Source organism: Bradyrhizobium sp. ISRA442 (assembly GCF_038085055.1).
In the GTDB taxonomy this organism is placed as follows: domain Bacteria; phylum Pseudomonadota; class Alphaproteobacteria; order Rhizobiales; family Xanthobacteraceae; genus Bradyrhizobium.
The window spans coordinates 200,828-221,570 of the sequence record NZ_JALGCN010000008.1 but is presented as its reverse complement, the minus strand read 5'-3'; the positions used below and the strand labels follow the sequence as shown (position 1 = coordinate 221,570).

Here is a 20,743-nt window from a genome sequence, read left to right as displayed (position 1 = left end):
GCGCGATGGGGTACGCGTTCCTTCGGCGAAAGACTGTATATCCCGCCATCCTTCGAGGACTCCGAACTGTCATTCCGGGCGCGCGCTACCTGGCGCGAGCCCGGAATCCATTCTGCCATTTAGCAGCACTGCAGGCGTCCGGAGCCGGCACAACCGCCGAGCCTATTCCGATTCATCCCTGATCGACTCAAGAGGCGGTTAACGTAAAGAAAGTCTTCGGCTTCGGAATCGGGAGATCCGCCTATATGGTTTGCCCTCGCAAGAGCGAGACAATCGGCGAAACGACGGAGCAGGCGTAATGCAAGGGCAGACCCGGTTGGCTGCCGGTCGAACCGATGGAGGCACGACACCCTTCGGCCGTTCACATACGCTCGATTTCCTGCGTGGCCTGGCGATCGCAGGTGTGATGGCGATCCACGTCTCGCAGTCCTTCCCGTCCGGCATCCGCGCCGTCGATTTCACGTTCGTCTGCGGCTGGGTCGGCGTCAACGTGTTCTACTTCGTCAGCGCCATGACGATGTGCCTGATGTGGACGCAGCGCGCATCGGAAACGAGCCCGACCCGCAAATTCTACACCCGGCGCTTCCTGCGCATCGCGCCGCTGTTCTGGCTCGCGATCCCGTTCTACCTCGTCCTCAACGGCACCGGGCCGAGCTACAACGCTCCGAGCGGCATCGGACCTCACCAGGTCATCCTGACCGCAACGTTCCTGCACGGCTTCTGGCCGGACAGCATCAACAGCGTCGTTCCGGGCGACTGGTCGATCGCGGCGGAGATGACGTTCTATCTCGTCTTCCCGTTCGTGATCACCGCGTTCGGATCGCGCCGTCATCTCTACCTTGCGCTCGCGATTCTGCTCCATCTCGTCAATGTCTGCCTGTTCAAACCGGCGGCCTACACACTGTTCTCATCCTATTACGGGGCTGGCAACGAGGCCTTCGTCTGGAACGCGCTTCACTTGAGCTTCCTGAACCAGCTTCCGATCTTCCTGGTGGGCTGCGCGCTGTTCTTCTCGCTCCGCGACGGCTTTGCGAAGTCTGATGCCGCGATCTTCGCCGCCTTCATTGCGCTGTCCTTCGTCGCCGACCACGCCACCGGGTCGCACGAGTTCAACTATCTGATGATCAACCTCGTGCTCGGCGCGCTGGTGTTCGGCTGCATCCGCTTTTCGATTAGCTGGTGGCCGCTCGAGGCGCTCGGCCGCAACTCCTACTCGATGTATCTGTCGCACTTCGCTGTCATCTTTGGCTTGCATCGCATCTGGCCGCTGCCAGGCGGGCTGGTCTCGCTGCTTGCAGCCTACGCGGTCACTGCGGCGCTCAGCTACCTCGTCGCGCGTGCGACCTGGCATCTGATCGAGCGTCGCGCGCAGGACCTGGCGCACCGCCTGACCTCGACGGCCAAGCCTGTGGTGCGCGCGGAAACGATGGCTCCTGCAGGCGTTGCCCTGAACGGCCGCAGCGCGGGCGCGTGAAACTCTCCGCGCGGTCCGCGGCGCTTCAGGACATGCCGACCTGGATGCGGAAGGACAGCACTTCTTCCGCGCGCGGCGCGATCCGCATCAGGCCCGGCTTGTCGCTGAACTCGCCGTCGAAGCCGGAGGGACTCGCATAGCCGCGCCAGGGCTCGATGCAGAGGAACGGCGCCCCCGACGGCTTTGACCAGACGCCGAGCTCGCGAAAGCCGGACCAGGACATCTCGAGCCATGGTCCCCGCGCTGCACCCCGCCGGGCCGCATAGCGGACCGAGGCGCTGTTGATCGGAGCGAAGATGATCGCGTCATCGGCAAACAGGGCTTCGGACAGGCCGAGCACTTTGCCCTGGACCGGACTTTGCGCAGGCGCTGCGCGCAGCAGCCCGCCGTCGAGACGCCGAATGGGAAACGGTTCCTCGTCTGCAAATGTCAGCGCATAGCTCTCCTTGGACAGTGTCGGCTGGAGCGGCCAGTTGAAGGCGGGATGACCGCCGAGCGAAGCCGGCAGCATCTCTCCGCCTGTGTTGACAATGCTGAGCGCCACCTCGAGCCCTGCGGCGTCGAGGACGTAGGTCGCGACCAGGCGGAATGCGAAAGGATAGAGCGCACGCGTCGCCTCGCTGTCGTTCAGCACCAACACGCAGCGGCTGGCTTCGCGCTCCGCCCACGCAAAGCGCTGGTCGCGCGCAAAGCCGTGCTGGGTCATGCGGTAGGTCTTGCCCCGGTGCCGCAACACGTCGCTCGCGAGGCGACCGACGATCGGAAACAACAGCGGCGCATGGCGCGGCCAGGCCGGCCCCGCCTGCCAGATGAACTCGACGCCGTCCTCGTCCCTGAGCGAGCACAGCTCGGCGCCGTGCGCCTTGATGATCGCGGTGAGGCGGCCACTTTGGATCACATGCGTATCGTCGGTCATGATCATCCCCGTGGAGGCAGTCGAGCTCTACCGAGGCTGCCGCCCCGAGGAGCGGCAGGCTTGCTCGAGCGGACCATACCGAATTGCCCAACGCCGACGGTCGCGCCAACGTCATCGCCTATCTGCCGACGCTGAACTGAATTTGAGGCTCGCCGGCAACAATTCGCCGCATTGTCGGGCTGGATTGCCGACATGACCACCTCCGTGACAGCGCTGCTTCTGGCGGGCTCGCTCGCGATGTCCTTCTCAGGGCATCCCGATCCCGAGCGCAATATGATACTGCGGAATGCAGCCGTGGACCATGACCTCGCCAAGGTGAAGCGGCGGATCGAACGGACGCTAAACAGCGTGGCCGCGGGAGAACCCGACACCGGCCCACGTCCGCGCATCGCACACTGACGCGTCATCCGCTCGCCAATCAGCGCGTCAACCAGCGCCAGAAATTCGGCGGCCCGAGCGCAGGGCGTCGCCCCTGTTCTCGAGCGATGCAACGACCCTGACGCCGAAGCAGCCGCAGGGCTTCATCAGATCTCTCACGACGATGCAATCGGCTTAGACTCGGCGTCATTCCGACCGGATATCCGAGCGCCAGCGAGCTCGCTGGACTTGGACTTGCGCAACAAGAACAAGGCCCTCCAATCGCGCTGATGACCAAACTCAATGTAGCGATAGCTCAAAGCACTCAGCGCGATCATTGTCGCGACATACGGCAATGACAATCGAAGCGTGTCTTTCAACGAAGACGTATCCGGCGGGATCATTTCAACCATGATGATCGAATGCCACGCATAGATGCTGTAGCACATGCATCCAATGACTTGAAATGCCCATGCCTCGAACACGCGATTTGTGAACCATGCCCCGGATAGGACCGCAAGCAACACCATGGAAAACCCGGCGCAAAACGTCGTTGCGTAGAGAATACTCACTACCCAAGGGCCGTTATCCTTGACGTATATGGCGCCAATCATCAGCAGGACCCCGGGCACCAGCCCGCGCGGACAGAATCGCCTGAGCGAGGCACTTTCCCTGGACCTGACGTAAAGATCGCAAACCAACATTCCAAAAATGAATTGGTAACACGACCCGAAGATGCCGCCCACAAATGGGCGAAATATGCCGATCCGATCGACCGCGATGAGATTGCCGACCACCACGAAGACTGAGCAGACAATGACGCTCAACAGCGCCAACTTTTCGAGGCTCCACCGCGCGATCAGAAGGAGTAGCAGCGGAAACAAAAGGCTAAACCAGATTTCAACACCGACGGACCACAACACCGGATTGGAGGGGGGCATAAACCCATGCGGCACAAAAATGAAAAGTGTCGACAGAAGTCCGCCGAGCTCTAGATACCATGCGTGCGACCCAGCGGATGACTTCGCGTGGAGAGCAACCGTCACGAGGACGACGACATAGTACAGCGGAAGCAACCGGGCGGCGCGATGCCAATAGAACTCCGGGAAGTCCGCCAGGCGATTGATCGCTCGCTTTTTCGTGCGATAGGGAAGGTACAGGACGAATCCAGAGAGCACAAAAAAGATATTCACGCCCAAGAAGCCGTGCTTCGCGACAATGGCAAGGAGACCATTCGGATCGAGCTCGCCGGGAAACGACGGCGTACTGGATGTAAATGGAACAAACAGGTGAAAGACGATCACCATCATGATGGCGATTCCACGAAGGCCGTTGACGGCTCCGATCTTCTGCGCGCCGCTTTCTGCCGTGGTGGCGGAATCTGGAGATTGTAATAGCAAGATCGGCGATCTCAGCATTTCGGAGTTTTGCCACTTGTGGCTTGATTGAACGGCCCATGAGCCGACGGCCTTCGCGTTGCTCACGACGCGTGCCGTGCCGAAGGCCGATTGACCATCAACCAAGCTTGCTCACCGGACCATGGCGATACTGCGAACGACCATGCACAAAGCGCAGACACATCGGGACACGATCCTGAAATAGGCACAGCCCAGAACGGACACGGCGAACAATGTGCCTTCAAATAGTCAATTACGGGAGATAGACGGCAGCGGGCTGGCTTTGAGGCAGAATTGTGAGAGCGCACGTATAGTTGATGCTGGGCCTCCTGATCATAGTTGTTCTACTCGCGATTGGCTTCGCTGCCGGCTACAGCACACGTGGGCTGATCTCCCGCAAGCGACATGCGGAATACCTGAAATTCCAACCCTACATTTCGCCCGCGCCCAGACCCTGGCACTCTTCTTCGGATGAACGCGCGAGGACGCGACATGCCGCGTCTCAATCGCCAATGGCTGCAAAGCGGCGGACGAACCACGACATCACGCGCACGTTTGAGGACATATCCATTCAAGGATGGGAGCCAGCGAAACCCACGAAGCCTGTCGGCGCAGACTTGCACCTCGTCCAGGCTGATCGGCCCGAGGCCGATGTCGGATCTTTACAGCCTACAAACGTCGAACAGAGTCTCGAGGAATTGGTCGCGCTCCTGCAGCGGCGGACGCAGAAGGGCTAATCTCGACTTCCTGCGTCACAAGACCCTCGTGGTGAGGAGCGCGGAACGCGCGTCTCCAGACGATGCTTTGCATCGCCGGGCGAACCATGAAAGCCCGGCTCTCGCCCGCGGCCATCCTTCGAGACGCCCGCTTGTCGCGGGCTGCTCAGGGTGAGGCCGCGACAACGCCTCCAATGCGGCCACAGTCCACGGGATCGAGTTGTTAAACGGTTGAGGATGTTCCAGGAAAGTGTGCCGCGGTCCGCCTGCGGCCTGACGGTACGCGTACCAACCGACTAGCAGGCGCAGCGGGAAATTGGTATCTTTTCAGCCGTTCTGTGGTTGAAATGCGACGATGTCCGTGTCCGGGCCATCTCGGCGCATAGGCAGGAGGGGTGGGTCTTGGTCTTGCTGATCATAGCAGGCGGCGTGGCGGGTCTCCTTTTGGGACGCTTTTTTCGCGCGCACGCGCTCATTCCCGCAACAATGCTGCTCATGGTTTCGGCATTCTACTTGGGCCTCGAGCAGGGCTTTGCCACTGGCGCAACAGCATTCCTCGTCAGCGCGGTGGTGATGCAGGTCGCCTATTTCACGAGCCTGCTGATCTATCTGCTCGTCGAGAACCTCTCGGTACTCGATCAGGTGCAATCGGAAGCGTCCCCGCCGTTGCCTGAATCGCGAGCCGCACTCTAGCCAAATCACTGGCCGCGATCGCCGAGGATCTCGTCGCACCGTGCAGTGCGACGTCCTGTCGCAAAAGCTTCACGTCTGCTCAATCGCGCGCGCCGCGAACGGTATTGTCCGCGCCGAGGCTCTCAACCCGCCCCACCAAGGTCTTTCCGGGATTTTCCAGCCGTTGCACCGTCGGTCATGTCCCATTCTTCCTGCGCGCTTGTCACCGTTTCGTTGACGCTCGCTCAAGCCACGCCGCGCACCACGATCCGCTACTTCCGCACTATCGTGTGACGCGACCTTCTCACGGAACCAGCGGTGCAACCCACTTACGCGACATCAGCGGCAATTCAAGCCGTTTGGGAATTAGTGGCAACGGAAGGCGGATCTGGAACCAGCCCCTGCAAACCCGTCGACTGATATTCCTCCATTGTGCAGACGAAGCGCATATTTGTGCCTCGACATTGACTTAGGAATGTAGGTCGACTCGCTGGGACAATATGACCGTCCACGGCATCTATCTTCGCTGTCTTTTATCGTATCCTGTCTTAACAATACCTCCAAAATGGTTTGGTTGGCCGGGGGATCCAAATGGAATTGCTGCCGAGAACAGCAGCACGCCACAGCGGCGCACGGGACGCATTGCAAGCGTCGATCGGAACGACCCAAGCGGCTGTTGCTCTCTCGATGCCAACACGATCGCGTGCATCACGGCCGACGCAACGTCCCGATCCCGTTATTCACCGGATCGATCCCCGGCCGCTCGATATCGGTGCCGATGAGATCGTGGCGGTCGGTAAACTCCGCAACGAGATGCTCCGGCTACCCGACTTCCTGCGCCACCACCGCCGGCTCGGGGTCGAACGCTTCCTCGCGATCGATGATCGCTCGGATGACGGCACGCGAGAATTCCTGCTCGACCAGCCGGATGTTCACGTGTTCGAGATCCGCGAGCCGTTTGCAGAATCGCGTGGTGGTGCGCGCTGGACCAGCGCCGTGCTCGACCAATTCGCGCCGGGACGGTGGGCACTAACGCTCGACGCCGACGAGCTCTTTGTCTACCCCGGCTGCGAACACTTTGATCTTCGATCGCTGTGCGGCCACCTGGAGAGCACCGGCGCGGATTGCATGACTGCGGAGATGGTCGACATGTATCCGCGCTGGCTCGGTGGCCCGGAGCGCTACCGCGCCGGCGAGAGCCTCGTCACATTCTGCCCTTACTTCGATTCAGATACCTATGCGAAGCGCCGTCGGCGCGGCTTTCCGACCAACTACCTGATTGGCGGAGCGCGAGCGAGGCTGTTCTATGACGAGCCCATGCCCCCGAAGATCGCGATCTACGATGCGCTCATACGGCTGCTCGAACCCCACGGGCTGGCGCGGCTACTGCCTGCAGTCGACATCACGCGCTGGGAGCCACCGCTGCTCACCAAGGTGCCGCTCGCGCGCTGGTTGCCCGGCCGTCGCTATATCGCCGCCGGTCACCTGATGGCCCCACCCGGCAAGCCAGGCGACGTCACGGGCGCCCTGCTCCATTTCAAGTTTCTCCACGACTTCACAGACAAGGTTGCCACCGCCGTCCGCGACGGGAACTACTACCGCGGATCGGTCGAGTATCGACGCTACGCGGAGCGGCTCGCTCAGGATCCGTCGTTCGAGCTCGTCTATCCAGGAAGCCGGATCTACAAATCGTCGCACGATCTCGTCATTTGCGGCCTGATGCGCTTCTCCCCGACCTACGAGGCCGCGACGCGACAGCCGCACCCGATCGCTTCCGGCGCAGCGGGCACGCGCTAGAGCCTTCCTCGAATCGTTATCGCGCCCTGTCTTTCTGTTTGATGGTATCTTTGGAACTGGTGCCAGCTTACTGGCGCGTGCACCACGATCAGCTCTCACCAATCAGCTTGCGGCCGAGAAGCCGGAGGAGAAGTTTCCTTCCGCGCACGAGCGCCGGATAAAGTGCACGCGCGAGGCGCGGCCGGGAGAACACGAGCCGGTTGACCCGGTTGAAGAAGGTTGCCTCACCCGCGAGCGTCGCCAGCAGATGCATTGCCTCGGCGCCGTAGTAATATCGCTCACGCCAGCGAACCACGATGCCGTCATTGAGATCGAGGTTGCGCGCGCGGACATCGCCGACCACCGAATGCTCCGAACGCGCGTCGATCAGGTGGACGCGCTGCCCCCGCTCCCGCAACTGGTACATCAGAACATAGCGGCTGCATAACGGGCATTCGCCGTCATAGACCACCCAAATGTCGTCATCGCTATTTTGGGTCAATTCGATAGTCCGTTCGCTTCCGGACGTCGCGCACGAGCTTACCCTCCGTGAGGCCGAGGCATACCGAATCCACCACATAGTGATAGGCGACTATGTCATCCATGCTCAGCTTGTTGAACTCGGGGTACATCCATGGATTGGAGAGCATGTGGTGCGGATAGGCATAGAAGCTGTTGCTCTCCTTGACCCAGGGATTGACGCGGAAGAAACGGTCCGTCTCGCGAACCAGCTTCTCCACGGCCTCCATGGCTACTCCGGTATCTTGGCGCGGAAGGATCTCCGAGCCGCAGGTGGTCGCATCGTGCCAAGTCGCGAGGTCATGATTGTTGCCACCAACGCGAGCGCGGAAATGGTTTTCAGGGATGTACATGGTACCGGTCCCGATCATGTACGAGTAGATGCCGAAATAGGTGGACGGCGCGAGAATTTGGCGGCCGTCGCGGGTTTCGACGAAAAATCGCGGGCTTGCCAGTTTCGGCCCGTCCAGCCATCCGAGGAAGTTGGTGTAGAAAAAGAAGCGGCCGCAGACGATGGTCACGACCATCACGAGCTTCATCGCCGGGGTGAATCCATCGCGCGGCAAGGTGCGTGCGGCGGCGACAATGAACAGGTTGAGGGCAATCCAGAAGAAGAACAGCGCCCCGAGCGTGAAGTAGACGCCGACATGGAAGAGGTCGAAAAGCAGGCAGAAGAACGACAATGCACGCGTCGAGATCGCAGCCAGCGGCGAGAGCAACTGCGCACCCAGCACAAAGACGTTGAAAAGCAACTGGTTGCTGACGATCGCATCCCAGACCATCTGCAGCACGCCCGGCCATAGACCGAGAGGGGAATCGCCACGCTCCAGCCCCATCAGGATCGAGGTCTGCGTGGGATTCGCGATTAGCCAGGTCCACGGCTTCTCGCCGCCTGCCTGCAGCTTTGCGATTCCCGACCAGAAATAACTGCCGAGATGCGCCCCAACGGCGCACGCCCAGATCAGACCGTAGGCGCGATCGCGGAGCTCTTTCACGCCATTTGTGGAAGCGAACACAGTCCGCAGCCACGGCAGGCGATCCATTGCCCAGGCGCTGGTGAGGACGATCGTGCCCAGCACGCCAAGGACGCAGAAATTGCCAACATCGAGCATGCCGAGATAGTCGGTCTCGGTAACGAAGATGCCGGACACGACGCTGACCATTTCGCGCCAGGCATGATAGAAATAGAATAGCGGCACCAGAAATGAAGGACGCCAGATCGCGGCGATGCCGGCCACAACCGCAAGCGCTGCGCCGTAGCGGAAGAACAGAATCTTGTCGCCGGAGCCGAACAGGATGTTGGCAGGTCCTGCGAAGGGGCCCCACGAATCGAATAACAACTGCACGAAGATCGCCATTCCGATTGCGAAGGACGTAATCCGCAATGGCGGCGAAAAATCCCGGTAGCGTACGGAGCTGAAGGCGATCGCGCCGCCGAATGCCGCGCAAACCAGCACAAGAGCATAAATATCAGACCAGCGCGCGAGATGTGTGACGCCCCGCCGCGAGACCGCAGAGAGAATGACCGCTGTTGCGAGGAGGATGAAAGGTCCTGCGAGCGACGAGACGCCAGATCGGGTTCCTTGCTGTGATGCGACGGTGTATAGCGCCATCCCTTGCCTCGGAACTCCAGAACTGCGCGATCGCAGATCGCCTTGAACCTTATCGAACGACTTGCGTCATGCAAAGCGTCGCAAGCGCAGTTATGGCCCTCCCCGGTGTCAGTGCTTACGAAATCAGCGTGCGGGATCTCAACACTGCGAATTGAAATGTGACGAGCTGTGGGCATTGTTGTGACCGTGCATCTCTTCGAATCCGCTGGTGATCTTCAAGCAAGCGTTCGAGATCGGTCTCCGCGCCGACTGGATTTACAACGCCCGCGGAGTCTGCCGATCCCACATCGCTCAGTCGCGTCTTCCGTTCGTGTCAAAGCCAAGCTAAAAGCCACCGACCGCCGGAACCGTCGTAGTGAGAGCGATAGATTTGCCGCCAGCGTTTGCCGGTAGCCGCAAGGCTGAGCAAGAACTGTTTGAAATCATCGGGTAAGCTCGTGGACAGAGACAGCAAGTCACGGGCCGCAACGAACATCCTCATCACGGGCGGGTCCCAGGCCTGGAAAGTGTCCGCCGGCTTCGTGCTGACGGTATTCTCGACGCGAAATCTCGCACCGTCCGACTTCGGCGTGCTTGCCATGTCTGCAACCGCCGCAACGTTCCTCGGCCTTATCAAGGACCTGGGCGTTGGACAGGCCATCATTCAGCGTACGGAGATCACCAAGGGCCAGATCGATGCGCTGTTCTGGCTCTCGGTACTTGCTTCCGCAGCATCTGCACTTGCCCTGACGTTGAGCGCATATCCGATTTCGCTGTTTTACGACGATCCCAGGCTTCAACAGCTCAGCGTCGCAATTGCCGGACTAAGCTTCATTGCAGGCCTTCCGACCGTCCCCGCCGCTCTGCTGGCCAAAGAATCCCGGTTCAAGACCCTGGCAATCCTCGATGTCGCAGCGACAACCGCTTCCGTTGTTGCAGGGGTGGCCGCAGTCGTCATCTTGCGGAATTATTGGGCACTTTACCTGTCCACGCTCGTTCTCACTCTCGTTTCGACGACCGGCATCTGGGCCTGTTCGGGCTATCGTCCCGGATATCCACATTTGGACCGCGAGACGCGGCACATGGCAAGATTTGGCCTGCAGGTGTCCGGCTTCAACTTGGTCAACTATCTCTCGAGAAATGCAGACAACATTCTCATCGGGAAATTCCGGGGCGGCGAAGAACTCGGCCTGTACGATCGGGCCTATAAGCTATTGCTGTTCCCAATCATTCAACTGCACACCCCGATCGGCCAGGTGATCGTCCCGCTGCTTTCCCGACTTCGTTTCGACAAAGAAAAATACCTGAGCGCCTACGATGATGCTCTTTCCATGGTCATGCTTGTGTGTCAGCCAGGCATCGTCTTTGCCGTTTTTCTCGGGGAGCCACTCTTCAGAATCGTCCTGGGTGAGCATTGGGTGGGCGCAGCCCCAATTTTTTCGTGGCTTGGCCTTGCGGGCTTGATCCAGGTCGCGACCGCGACGGCAGCCTGGCTGTTTCTCAGTCAGGGACGTGGCCAGGAGTACTTCAGGCTTGGCGTTTGGACCGCCCTGATCAACGTGACCTCATTCGTGGTCGGCCTTTCCTGGGGCGCGTTGGGGATTGCCATATCGTACGCGCTGGCAAATTGCGCGATCGTGCTGCCGCTTTACGCAATATCGATTGGTCGTAACGGCCCGGTGACGACCACGAGCCTAATCGAGACAACCGGTCCGCATTGGATCGGTTGTCTCGTTGCGGCGGCTGTCACATGGATTTCGGCCACCTCGTTGCTCGATGGAAACTCCCCGAGCGGGTTGGCGATGCTGCTGGCGCTATCCTACGTATCATATCTCGTTGCCATTGCTTTCTTCGCGCAGAAAAGAGCGCTCGCGACGCGTCTCTTGCACTACGGTTATCGAAAGGCAGCGGCCCGGATCTAGGGAAGCTTCCCCGGATACTGAAGGATCATGCAACTTTGTTTGTCTGCTTGAGCCGGCTCACTTGATCAGCTCATGCTGCTCACGTGAGCCGATCGCGTCACTTGGATTCGTCGTCCATCTTGCCGCCGTTCGCGACGCACTTGTCGTAGTAGGCCCGCTGATCGCTTCCAGATCCCTTGGCGCTTCCCGCCGCCGGATTTCCGGGCTGGCGCGGCGGAAATTGCTTGGCGGTAAGAGCGCTGCATTTTCTGGCAAGCTCTGCGGTAATCGCCGACGCGCGATCCGGAGATGAGCCCAGCACAGCGCCGACGAGCGCAAGTAGCACGCATCCAGATTTCCAATTGGCGAGCATGATACGTTTCCTTGCCGGAACTCCTGATCGACGCGGCACTTTTCCGCATCAATGTTGCGATCATCTTAGCGGGTTTTGATCCGAACTAAAGACCACATTCCGAGGCTACAGGTCGCGACCAATTTACACGGGCAGTTGGAAGCCCTGACCTCTTTCCAGAGCGCGGACGGCAAACTAATTGACGTTAATAGACCTGCAACTTGACTGCCGACAGGTTCCGCAGAGGGAGGCCGCAATGTTGTCGCTCAGGCTCTTGTTGATTTTGATTGCTCCGCTCGCTCTTGCCGCGCCAGTGTTTGCGCAGGGTACCCAGCAAAACCAGTACCCAAACCGATATCAGGGTGCACAGCAGCAGCACCGCTCACCAAACGCTACGGGCAGCCCGCGCTATCCAGTTGCAACCCGGCCGAGCAATAATCCGTTTCAGAATCCCATCGGTCAGGGTGTCCCTCCGGCGGTGTCTGCCAACCCGAACCTTAACAGCAATCGGACCAATACGCGCTGAGCAGCGGTTGAATTCCCTTGCGGAATTCGACCGGTCAATCTGATCACGTCAATTGACTGTTGACGGCAGCAGTCATGCGGGTCGCAAAGATCTTCAGCGAAGGATGAAGTTATGCAACTCCGCCAGATGGGCATCGATCGAGCCCGTCGCGTGAGCGAGGTCGAGCTGATGAAGGCCGGGGTCGGCATCCGGGCGGCCGGCCTCCACGAGCGGAGCTGGCTTGGCCGATTCATGCAACGCCTCGTTGACGACCCCATAGGTGTCCTTCGAGACGGCGGCAGATTGCTCGAAGACAAACCCGTCGCTTCCCAGGCGCGCCGCGGTGACGGCCGGCGCTGCGGCAGGAGACTGTGACGCAGGAACCGGCGCAAAATCAAAGCTGGCTTTCGGAGGATCGATGACCAATGTACCGCCTGTTCCGTCGCTCGAGAGATTGAAGGTCGATTTGGTGTAGTCGCCAACCAACGAAATATGTGCCGCGTGATTTTGGGCATCGACCACCGTCAACACGCCGCCGGCTGTGTTGCCGGAAAAGGACGCCGACGTTCCTGCTCCGTAGGCGACGTCCTTCAGATCGATATGGTTGGAGTTGGCCGCGGTACCGTCACCCGTCAGACCGATCAGCGTCCCCGTAAATTGCGCCGCATGGTCCAGCACCAGATTGCCCGTCGACGCCTTGAAGGTGATCGATCCAGAAGCGGCGCCGGACAATTCGAGCGTGGCACCGGCGTTGATCGTCGCAGCCTGCGTCAGACTACCGAGTTTCAATACAACGTTCCCGGAGATATTGAGGACGGTCGATGACGTGTTGATTACGCCGTCGCCATTGAGATCCTGGTAGAACGTCGTCTCGATCGCCTTGAGCGACGGGTCGGTCGGGGACACCTTGTTCAGCAGGTTCGATGTGTAATTGCCGTTGCTGTCCGTGGCCCATACCGCGAATTCGCCGGTGGCCGGAATCTTCCAGGCCACGTCATAGCCAGTGGAGGTCTGCTCTACCGCCACCGGTGTCCAGACGCCGAACTGTCCGGGCACGACCGCGACGCCACCATACTTCAACGTCGGTCCGGTGCCGGCGGCCATCGAGGCCAACAAGAAATTCTTGTCGACCGCAACCAGTGCGGTCGAGCCGGACGCCTCGATCGTCGTCCCCGCAATTGTTGTCGACGTCGACGGAACGCCGATCACGCCATCGCCGTTGAGATCCTGGTGAAAGAGGCTCTCGCTCGATTCAAGTGCCGGGTCTGTTCCTGACACCTTGTTCAGATAGTTGGATACGAAATTGCCGTTGCTGTCGGTGTTCCAGACCGCGAACTGGCCGGTCGAGGGGATTTTCCAGGCGACGAGATAGCCGCTCGACGATGCTTCCGCACCGACCGGCACCCATGCGCCAAGCTGGCCCGCGACGACCGCAGTCCCGCCATTCTTCAACAGAACCGACGACCCGGCCGTCGAAAGATAGAAATTGCTTCCCACCTGGCTGAGCGTTGTCGTGCCGGCCGCTTCGATCACCGTACCGGCGGCAGAGTTGAAGGCATTCGAGAGCTGGCTCAAATTGCCGGCAATGTCGGTCGCGGTCGCGGTGAAGCTGTGTTGGCCTGCCGTGAGCGATCCGGTCGTGATGCTCCAGGTCCCGCTCGCCCCCGGCACGGCTGTGCCGAGCAAAGTCGTGCCTTCGTAGAGTCGGACAGCGCTTCCGGCCTCCGCCGTGCCGGACACGATCATGGCGCTGGAAGCTGCAGGTGTGCCCGCGGTCAAGATAGGCGCAGCCGGTGCGCTCGTATCGACCGTGACGTTCAGCGCGCCTGAGGAAGCGCTGACATTGCCGGCAGCGTCTTCGGCCCTACCCGTGAAGATGTGGTTGCCATCCGCCAATGATCCTGTCGCGAAGGACCAGGCTCCATTGGCGTCCGCGACCGCCATTCCGATCGACGTAGTGCCATCGAACACCTGCACAGTGCTGCCCGCGTCCGCGGTTCCGACCAAATTCAGCCGATTGGCGTTGGTGATGCCATCACCGACAATATTGCTGTCGGGCGAGAACGACGCGACGGTGGGCACGGCCGGGGGGACCGTGTCGATGGCGACATTGATCCCGGCCGAGACGGCGCTGAGATTGCCGACGCCGTCCATTGCGGCGGCCGCGAATGCATGGGCCCCTTCGACCAGTGTTCCGGTCGCAAAGCTCCAGCTCCCACTATCACCGGCGATCGCCGTGCCGATCTGGTTGGCTCCGTCGAACACCTTGACGGTCACACCTGCCTGCGCGCGGCCCGTAAGGATCAGATGATTTGTGTTGATGAGGCCCGACACGATCGAGCCGCTGTCGTTGATCGCCGAGATCGTCGGCACGGCAATAGGCGTCGTCGCGATCGGCGAATTCGTCGCGGAAACAAATGAATAGTCGGCTGACGCCAAGCTGGTGACGCCGGCAATGCGCAGGGTATCTGCTCCACCCGCGTAGTGAACGGTCCACACGTCGTTCACATGGGTCAGATAGGCGCCGCTGTCGTAGCCTTTCAGGACCAGCTTGTCGTGCTCGGCAGTCGTGCTCGTGAAGACGTGAAAATCGGCGATCGTGTCGTTGCCGCTGCCTGCATTGTAAATGAACGTGTCGTTCCCCGCCCCGCCGTAGAGCCAGTCATTTCCGCCGCCGCCATCGAGGATGTCGTCTCCGCTGGAGCCGACCATGCGGTTTGCCATTTGGTTGCCGACGCCGGCGAGCCCGCCCATCATCAACGTCAGGTTCTCGACGTTGGCCGGCAGCGTGTACGACGTCCAGGCTTCCACGCTGTCTATGCCGCCGCCGGGATTCTCGATGATTTTCTGGTTCGCGTTGCCGATGACGTAAGTGTCGTCGCCGTTGCCTCCGACGAGCGTGTCATCGTTATTAACAGCCGTGAGCTTGTCGTTCGCCGCGGTGCCGTACACCATGCGGCTGCTCGCTTTCCCGCTGATCCAGGACGTGATCGTTCCGCCGACCGGGAGCGTAGCTGGCAACTGGAAATCGTCGCTGGTGAACGCCGAGACCGTTGTGTTGCGGAACACCAGGGTGTCCTGGCTCGTCAACTTCAGATATACGTCGCCCCCGACCTGGGTCATCCCCGCCTGCACATCGGCGAATGAGGTGAAGGCAAAGCCGTTCAACTGGACAACGTCGTGTCCGGCGCCCGATCCCGGCGAAAAGTCGGTGATGATATCCGAGCCGTCGCCCGAGTTGATTACGAAGCTATCCGCGCCGCCAGCGCCGGTCAGGATATCATTGCCGAGCCCGCCGGTGATCACGTTCGCCGCGGAATTGCCGATGATGTTGTTGGACTGGATATTGCCCGTGGCATTGATGGCCGCCGAACCGGTGAGCGTCAGATTCTCGACGTAGCTGGGAAGCGTGTACGTCACCGAAGAGAGTACCGTATCGACGCCGCCGCCGTAGGCTTCAACAATCTTCGCAGCCGAATCGGTCACGACATAGGTGTCGTCGCCGGCGCCGCCGGTCATGGTATCAGCGCCTCCGGCGCCACCGATCCGATCATTGCCGGAAGTGCCGGTCAGCGTATCCGCTGCCGCGCTTCCCGCGATCGTATTGGTCGCGGCGCCGCTCGTGAGAAGGGTGTAGTTCGCAAGCGTGTACTCCGGCAACTGATAGGCCTTGATGGAATCGATGGTCATCGACGCCGTCGATCCTGGAGCGGCGTTGCCCGGCCAGCTCCCGCCCATCGCCAGATTGGCGATCATGTACATCGCCGTATTCATGTCGGCGGGCGTGGCCTGTTGTGCGACCTCCTTCCCGTCCACGAAAAATGTCAGGTCGTAGGGCGTCCATTTGAGCGCAAACGTGTGTTCTCCAGTGGTCAGGTTGGCCGTATTGGCCCAAGCCCCATTCGTCGCAGGCGCGTACGGTGAGTGAATGGCCCAATGCGCCTGGTCAGGGTCCTGACCAAAGGCTTCGAGCACATCGATTTCCGTGTTGAGGTTGTTGGCAGTGCTCGGCAACATCCAAAACGCCGGCCACGCGCCGCTTGTACTGGGCAGCGTGGCCGTCATCTCGAAATAGCCGTAGGTCTGGGTAAAGCTATTCTGGGTCGAGATCATGCCCGACGAGAAAATGGCGCTGCCTGTATAAGGCGTGGCACTCGCGGGCAAGGGCTGCGCCGTGATGACAAGGTGGCCGTCCTGGATCGAGAACGGATTAAGTCCAAGCGCGGTCGATGACTGAGTTGCCGGCAGCCCGGAAAAGCTGGGATCGACGTAAACTTCCTGTTCGCCGGCCAGCCCGTAGCTTGATGCCCCGCTCCAGGCATAGCTTGTGCGCCAGGTCAGGCTGGGATCCTGCCCTGCGGAGAGCGCATTGAAGTCGTCGTTGAAGGTTTGGACCAGTCCGGTCAGGGGACTGACGATGTTTATATTTGCAGCCGTGAGATTCTGCAGGCTGGTGTTTTCGAGAGTTATCGTTTCGCCGCTGCCGATCGTCAGGACAAGGTCGGTGCCGACCTGTTTCATGGCCGCCGTGACATCGGTGAACGTCTTGAAGCCCGTGTTGTTGAGCTGCAGGACGTCTCCGCCCGCGCCGGCCTGAAAGTCGGTGACGACGTCGTTTCCGTTTCCCGCGTTGACGACAAAGGTGTCGCGACCGGCGCCTCCGGTCAGCACGTCGTTGCCCCGCCCGCCGTCGATCAAGTTGTCGCCGGCGTTGCCGACAATGATGTTGTTGAGATCATTTCCGGTGGCGGGGGACGGAACACTATCCGTCAGGATCAGGTTCTCGACGTTGGGCGCATTGACGAGGCTGTATCCGTTGATATTCCAGACACGGATGGTATCGATGCCCTCTCCGGCCTGCTCGACAACTTTGGTGTTGTGGTCATAAACATAGTAGGTGTCGTCCCCCGCTCCGCCGATCAGGGTAACACCAGTACCCCCGGCCTCCATGCCGTCATTTGTCGCTCCAGTCGTCAGCGTGCCGCCTGCGGGGACAGTACCCGCCCAGTTCCATGCCGTTCCGCTTGTCGGCAGCGGATTATCGAGCACGACATTGTCTGCAACGAGGGCCGAAAGCGTGACATTCTGCAGGGTAAGGGTTTCGGTCGACGACAGGGTTACGACCGTATCGGCGCCCGCTTGCGTCGCGGCGGCCATGAAGTTGGCGAACGTCGCAAAGCCGTAGTTCTGCACCCGCAGCACATCGCCGCCCGTACCCGCTTGAAAGTCGGTGATGGTATCGGAGCCGTACCCCTTCGAGATGACGAAAGTATCCGAGCCTGCTCCTCCGGTCAGAAGATCGTTTCCGGTGCCACCAAACAGGATGTCAGGACCGGCGGTGCCGCTGATTACAGTCATGATGAATTGCTTGCTCCCTTGCGCGTCACCGAACGCCTGCCGCGCGTTAGCCAACGACAACACACGTTCAAAGCGACCTTACGAATAGCAAAACAATTTGAAGAATGTAGAAAGAACTGATGAGACCCCGTAACCCTACGGCTCACGTGATGTCGGCGGCTGCTCGGCAGCAAGCAAATTCACTGCAACGCGCAGGCCACCACATCGCTTCAATGGCTATGCAGGAGCTTCGTTCCGGAAACGGAACCCGGCGCCGAACGATATTCGATGCGCGACGCTTCCTTGGCGCGGGCGGCAGCGAAAATTATTGTCCCGTTGCGGATTCGTCCGTGGGATAGAACCGCGCCTGATGCGCTTCCGACAGGACCTCTCCCGTCGATGACTTTGCAAGGACAGTCCATTCATACAATCCCGGATTGCAAGGCCCGAAAGTCCGGATCGCGCCAAACGGCAAAATGCCGTTGCCGGGAACTGGAACATCCTGGCCCCCCATTTCTCGAGCACCTTGCGTCAGCGTGAGCGACAGCGACGTGGAACCCGCCGGAACGTTGCGCAGATGGATCTCGGGATTTGGAAATAGCGTGACGCAGCCGTGCGCCCCGCGCCAAGAAAACTCCAGCGACATCGGATCAGCCGACGCAGGATGACATATCGCAAGCAACGAGACGAAGACGATAACAACAGCTCTCACATGTCGCTCCCATTCGGGTTCGCTTCCGATGTTAAGGCGATCGGTCACACACCATCCACGCAAACTAGATCGCACGTTTTAAGGCGGGATGATGAAGGATGCTCGCTGATTTTTCGCGCATCAAGAGACCATGACGACAGGTCACGAGTTGGCCATTCTTTTGGCTGACCGTCGGCTTGTCCTTTGGCGTGCATCACAGAAAGACCATTCCCGCGCCTGCCAACGGATTGAGCAAAACGACCGCGAGTGACAGGTAAGCCGTGTCCAGAAAAGTTCTGATCGTCATACCGGTGTTGAACGAGGCTTCTCACATCGAAACCGTTGTCCGCAACCTGGCCCGGGACAGTCTTCACGAGGACCGCACGATAGTGGTTGCGGATGGCGGCAGCACCGACGGGACGCCCGACATTGTCCGCGCGCTCGCCAAAGAGATCGACGGCGTCCTTCTGTTGCACAATCCCCAGCGGCTGCAGAGTGCCGGCGTCAATCTGGCCGTACGAGTCTATGGTGCCGACGCGCAGGTGCTGGTGCGGTGTGACGCCCATTGCGGATATCCGGCGGATTATGTTTCGAGCCTCCTCAAGACCCTGGAGGAGCGCAAAGCCGACTCGGTCGTCGTTCCCATGGACTCACGTGGCGACGGCTACCTGCAGAAGGCCATCGCCTGGGTCTCGGACACAAAGGTCGGCTCGGGCGGATCGGCACATCGCGGCGGAAAGCAGAGCGGCTTTGTCGACCACGGGCATCATGCGGCGATGACCATCGACGCGTTCCGCAGAGCGGGGGGTTACGACGAAACCTTCACACATAATGAAGATGCAGAGTTTGACTGCAGGCTACGCGCAATCGGCGGCCGGATATTTCTGGATTCGGACATCCGCCTTTCATATCGACCGCGGTCGGGCTTTCTGAGCCTGGCAAAGCAATACTTCAATTATGGTCGCGGTCGATCGAGAACCGTGAGGCGGCATCCCGGATCGTTGCGACTGCGTCAGTTCCTGGTACCCACTCATGTTGCGCTCACGTTTTGCGCCATCCTGCTGTCTCCGGTGGCGCCGGTGCTGCTGGCATTGCCGGCGGCCTATCTGGCGATCCTGTCGCTGACAGCAATGACGATTGCGGCAAAGCATCGCTCGATTGGCGGCCTGCTTGCGCTGCCGGCCGCTGTCGTGATGCATTTCGCGTGGGCGCTGGGCTTTTTCTGGGGGATCCTGTCGATCCGCCAGACGAGCTGGCAGATGACCCCTTCAGTTTCGTGAACCCTGCAGAACGTGGTCGGCGCTGGCCGGCGCACGCACGCGCCCGCCCGCCTTCGCATAGGCGGCCTCGGTCAGGCGTGCAATCGACGTCCATGTCGGCACGGAGTCACGCAAATCCAGCATTCTTCGACTCTTGGCGCCTCGATAGTCCTGGTTGCTGATCAAGCGCTCGAGCGACCGGGACAATTCGACGGGATCGTCTGGAGGAACGAGCGTGCCTTCCGCCTGATCGCCGAGCCATTCCGAAAAGGTCCCAAGGTTCGACGCGACAATCGGACGGCCCGCCGCGATCGCCAGCATCAACACACCAGATGCGTCAATATCCCGGTACGGAAACGCGAGGACGTCGGCGCGCGCGACCAGCGAGGCCACTTCATCCTCCGGAACGAAACGCAGGTCGAATTCGACTTGCTCTTCGAGCTGCAGATCCTTCACCATCGCGAACAGCGGCTCCATCGGCATTTCCGGCCAGCCCACGATCTTGACCAGGCAATGCGCCCTCACCTCTCGAGGAAGCAACGCAAGCGCGCGAAACATGACGTCGACGCCCTTGTAGGGCTTTATCTTGCCGAACAGGAGTATCTGAACGCGCCCGTCCCGGGCCGAAGGCTCGTCGGTCGGCCGGTCGATATGATCCGTCAGCAATCCGTGCGCGATAACGGATATCTTCTCGTCCGGGATACCAACGCGCAGCAGGCGATCGCGTGCAACGATCGTATGAACGATGAGATGGTCGAAGCGTTGCAAAATCCCGAGTGCGCCAATTCGCTGTATTCGCGAGCTCGGATTGTTATTGAATGGATTCGAGTCATGAACGGTCAGCACCGTTGGCGCGACCCTTCTGAATTGGGGAATGAACTGGCTATCGACGATCGCCAGCGGCGCCCACTGGAAATGGATCACATCAGGCGGCGTTCTCCTGAATCGCCTGATCAGCCGAGCCATTGATTCAGCGTGACTGAGGCCCTTCAGTCCCAGTTGCACATTGCGCGGAAGTTTCTTGAAAAAACGCGACTGCAATCCTGGATAAAAATGCCGGTCAAGAAACCGCTCTTCGTCGATGGAAGGCTTCTGCCCAAGCTGGCGCCCGACAATGCTGGTCGCATGCCCAATATCGGTCAATCCTTTGGCCAACTTGAGATCATACGGCCAGGTAAACAGTGATGGATCGATTAGAGCGATTTTCATGAGATTGTCTCACCAACCATGCTTTGGGACACGCAATTACCTCTGGCTCATCAAGGCATGGATTGATAGC

The 20,743-nt window shown here is 60.2% G+C and carries 15 protein-coding genes and 1 pseudogene; 7 read left to right on the top strand and 9 right to left on the bottom strand.

Annotated elements, in window-relative coordinates:
- Positions 1-298: 298 nt before the first annotated feature.
- Complete coding sequence (locus tag MTR72_RS19165; RefSeq protein ID WP_280969440.1) at positions 299-1,474, top strand: acyltransferase family protein; 1,176 nt, start codon at positions 299-301, stop codon at positions 1,472-1,474.
- Positions 1,475-1,499: 25 nt separating this feature from the next.
- Here the strand turns inward: MTR72_RS19165 and MTR72_RS19160 are convergent, their stop codons facing one another.
- On the bottom strand, positions 1,500-2,390 hold the full coding sequence (locus MTR72_RS19160) for an aldose 1-epimerase family protein (protein ID WP_280969439.1): 891 nt from the start codon (positions 2,388-2,390) through the stop codon (positions 1,500-1,502).
- Positions 2,391-2,582: 192 nt separating this feature from the next.
- Between MTR72_RS19160 and MTR72_RS19155 the strand changes: the two genes are divergently transcribed.
- The gene (locus MTR72_RS19155; protein WP_280969438.1) at positions 2,583-2,789 is read left to right on the top strand and encodes a hypothetical protein; all 207 of its coding nucleotides are present in this window, start codon (positions 2,583-2,585) and stop codon (positions 2,787-2,789) included.
- A 134-nt stretch (positions 2,790-2,923) separates the two neighbouring features.
- Here MTR72_RS19155 and MTR72_RS19150 read toward each other — a convergent pair whose 3' ends face one another.
- Entirely contained in the window at positions 2,924-4,270 is a 1,347-nt protein-coding gene (locus MTR72_RS19150) for an acyltransferase family protein (RefSeq protein ID WP_280969437.1), read from the bottom strand.
- 992 nt (positions 4,271-5,262) lie between these two features.
- Here MTR72_RS19150 and MTR72_RS19145 point away from each other — a divergent pair.
- Positions 5,263-5,553 carry a hypothetical protein gene (locus MTR72_RS19145; RefSeq protein ID WP_280969436.1) on the top strand — a complete coding sequence of 97 codons (291 nt, stop codon included), beginning with the start codon at positions 5,263-5,265 and terminating at the stop codon, positions 5,551-5,553.
- A gap of 570 nt (positions 5,554-6,123) precedes the next feature.
- Positions 6,124-7,329 carry a glycosyltransferase family 2 protein gene (locus MTR72_RS19140; protein ID WP_280985402.1) on the top strand — a complete coding sequence of 402 codons (1,206 nt, stop codon included), beginning with the start codon at positions 6,124-6,126 and terminating at the stop codon, positions 7,327-7,329.
- Between the two features lie 88 nt (positions 7,330-7,417).
- On the opposite strand, the gene MTR72_RS19135 is transcribed toward MTR72_RS19140, so the two are convergent.
- Both MTR72_RS19135 and MTR72_RS19130 read right to left on the bottom strand, forming a co-directional pair.
- Positions 7,418-7,780 carry a DCC1-like thiol-disulfide oxidoreductase family protein gene (locus MTR72_RS19135; RefSeq protein WP_280969435.1) on the bottom strand — a complete coding sequence of 121 codons (363 nt, stop codon included), beginning with the start codon at positions 7,778-7,780 and terminating at the stop codon, positions 7,418-7,420.
- 16 nt (positions 7,781-7,796) lie between these two features.
- The gene (locus MTR72_RS19130) at positions 7,797-9,185 is read right to left on the bottom strand and encodes a hypothetical protein (RefSeq protein ID WP_280971349.1); all 1,389 of its coding nucleotides are present in this window, start codon (positions 9,183-9,185) and stop codon (positions 7,797-7,799) included.
- Positions 9,186-9,877: 692 nt separating this feature from the next.
- On the opposite strand from MTR72_RS19130, the gene MTR72_RS19125 reads away from it, so the two are divergent.
- The gene (locus MTR72_RS19125) at positions 9,878-11,341 is read left to right on the top strand and encodes a lipopolysaccharide biosynthesis protein (protein WP_280969433.1); all 1,464 of its coding nucleotides are present in this window, start codon (positions 9,878-9,880) and stop codon (positions 11,339-11,341) included.
- A gap of 97 nt (positions 11,342-11,438) precedes the next feature.
- Here MTR72_RS19125 and MTR72_RS19120 read toward each other — a convergent pair whose 3' ends face one another.
- Entirely contained in the window at positions 11,439-11,693 is a 255-nt protein-coding gene (locus MTR72_RS19120; protein ID WP_280969432.1) for a hypothetical protein, read from the bottom strand.
- 235 nt (positions 11,694-11,928) lie between these two features.
- Between MTR72_RS19120 and MTR72_RS19115 the strand changes: the two genes are divergently transcribed.
- The gene (locus tag MTR72_RS19115) at positions 11,929-12,198 is read left to right on the top strand and encodes a hypothetical protein (RefSeq protein WP_280969431.1); all 270 of its coding nucleotides are present in this window, start codon (positions 11,929-11,931) and stop codon (positions 12,196-12,198) included.
- 93 nt (positions 12,199-12,291) lie between these two features.
- Here MTR72_RS19115 and MTR72_RS19110 read toward each other — a convergent pair whose 3' ends face one another.
- From MTR72_RS19110 to MTR72_RS19100, 3 genes and pseudogenes are all read right to left on the bottom strand, one after another.
- Positions 12,292-17,334 carry an Ig-like domain-containing protein gene (locus MTR72_RS19110; protein WP_341510831.1) on the bottom strand — a complete coding sequence of 1,681 codons (5,043 nt, stop codon included), beginning with the start codon at positions 17,332-17,334 and terminating at the stop codon, positions 12,292-12,294.
- 147 nt (positions 17,335-17,481) lie between these two features.
- Positions 17,482-17,535 (bottom strand): annotated as a pseudogene (locus MTR72_RS40485) (hypothetical protein); the annotation flags it as partial.
- A gap of 304 nt (positions 17,536-17,839) precedes the next feature.
- On the bottom strand, positions 17,840-18,160 hold the full coding sequence (locus tag MTR72_RS19100) for a hypothetical protein (protein WP_341510829.1): 321 nt from the start codon (positions 18,158-18,160) through the stop codon (positions 17,840-17,842).
- Between the two features lie 326 nt (positions 18,161-18,486).
- Between MTR72_RS19100 and MTR72_RS19095 the strand changes: the two genes are divergently transcribed.
- The gene (locus MTR72_RS19095; RefSeq protein ID WP_280969428.1) at positions 18,487-19,485 is read left to right on the top strand and encodes a glycosyltransferase family 2 protein; all 999 of its coding nucleotides are present in this window, start codon (positions 18,487-18,489) and stop codon (positions 19,483-19,485) included.
- Here the strand turns inward: MTR72_RS19095 and MTR72_RS19090 are convergent.
- Positions 19,474-20,673: a glycosyltransferase gene (locus tag MTR72_RS19090; protein ID WP_280969427.1), complete on the bottom strand. Its 1,200-nt coding sequence runs from the start codon at positions 20,671-20,673 to the stop codon at positions 19,474-19,476. The two genes, MTR72_RS19095 and MTR72_RS19090, sit on opposite strands and share 12 nt — an antisense overlap.
- Positions 20,674-20,743 lie beyond the last annotated feature (70 nt).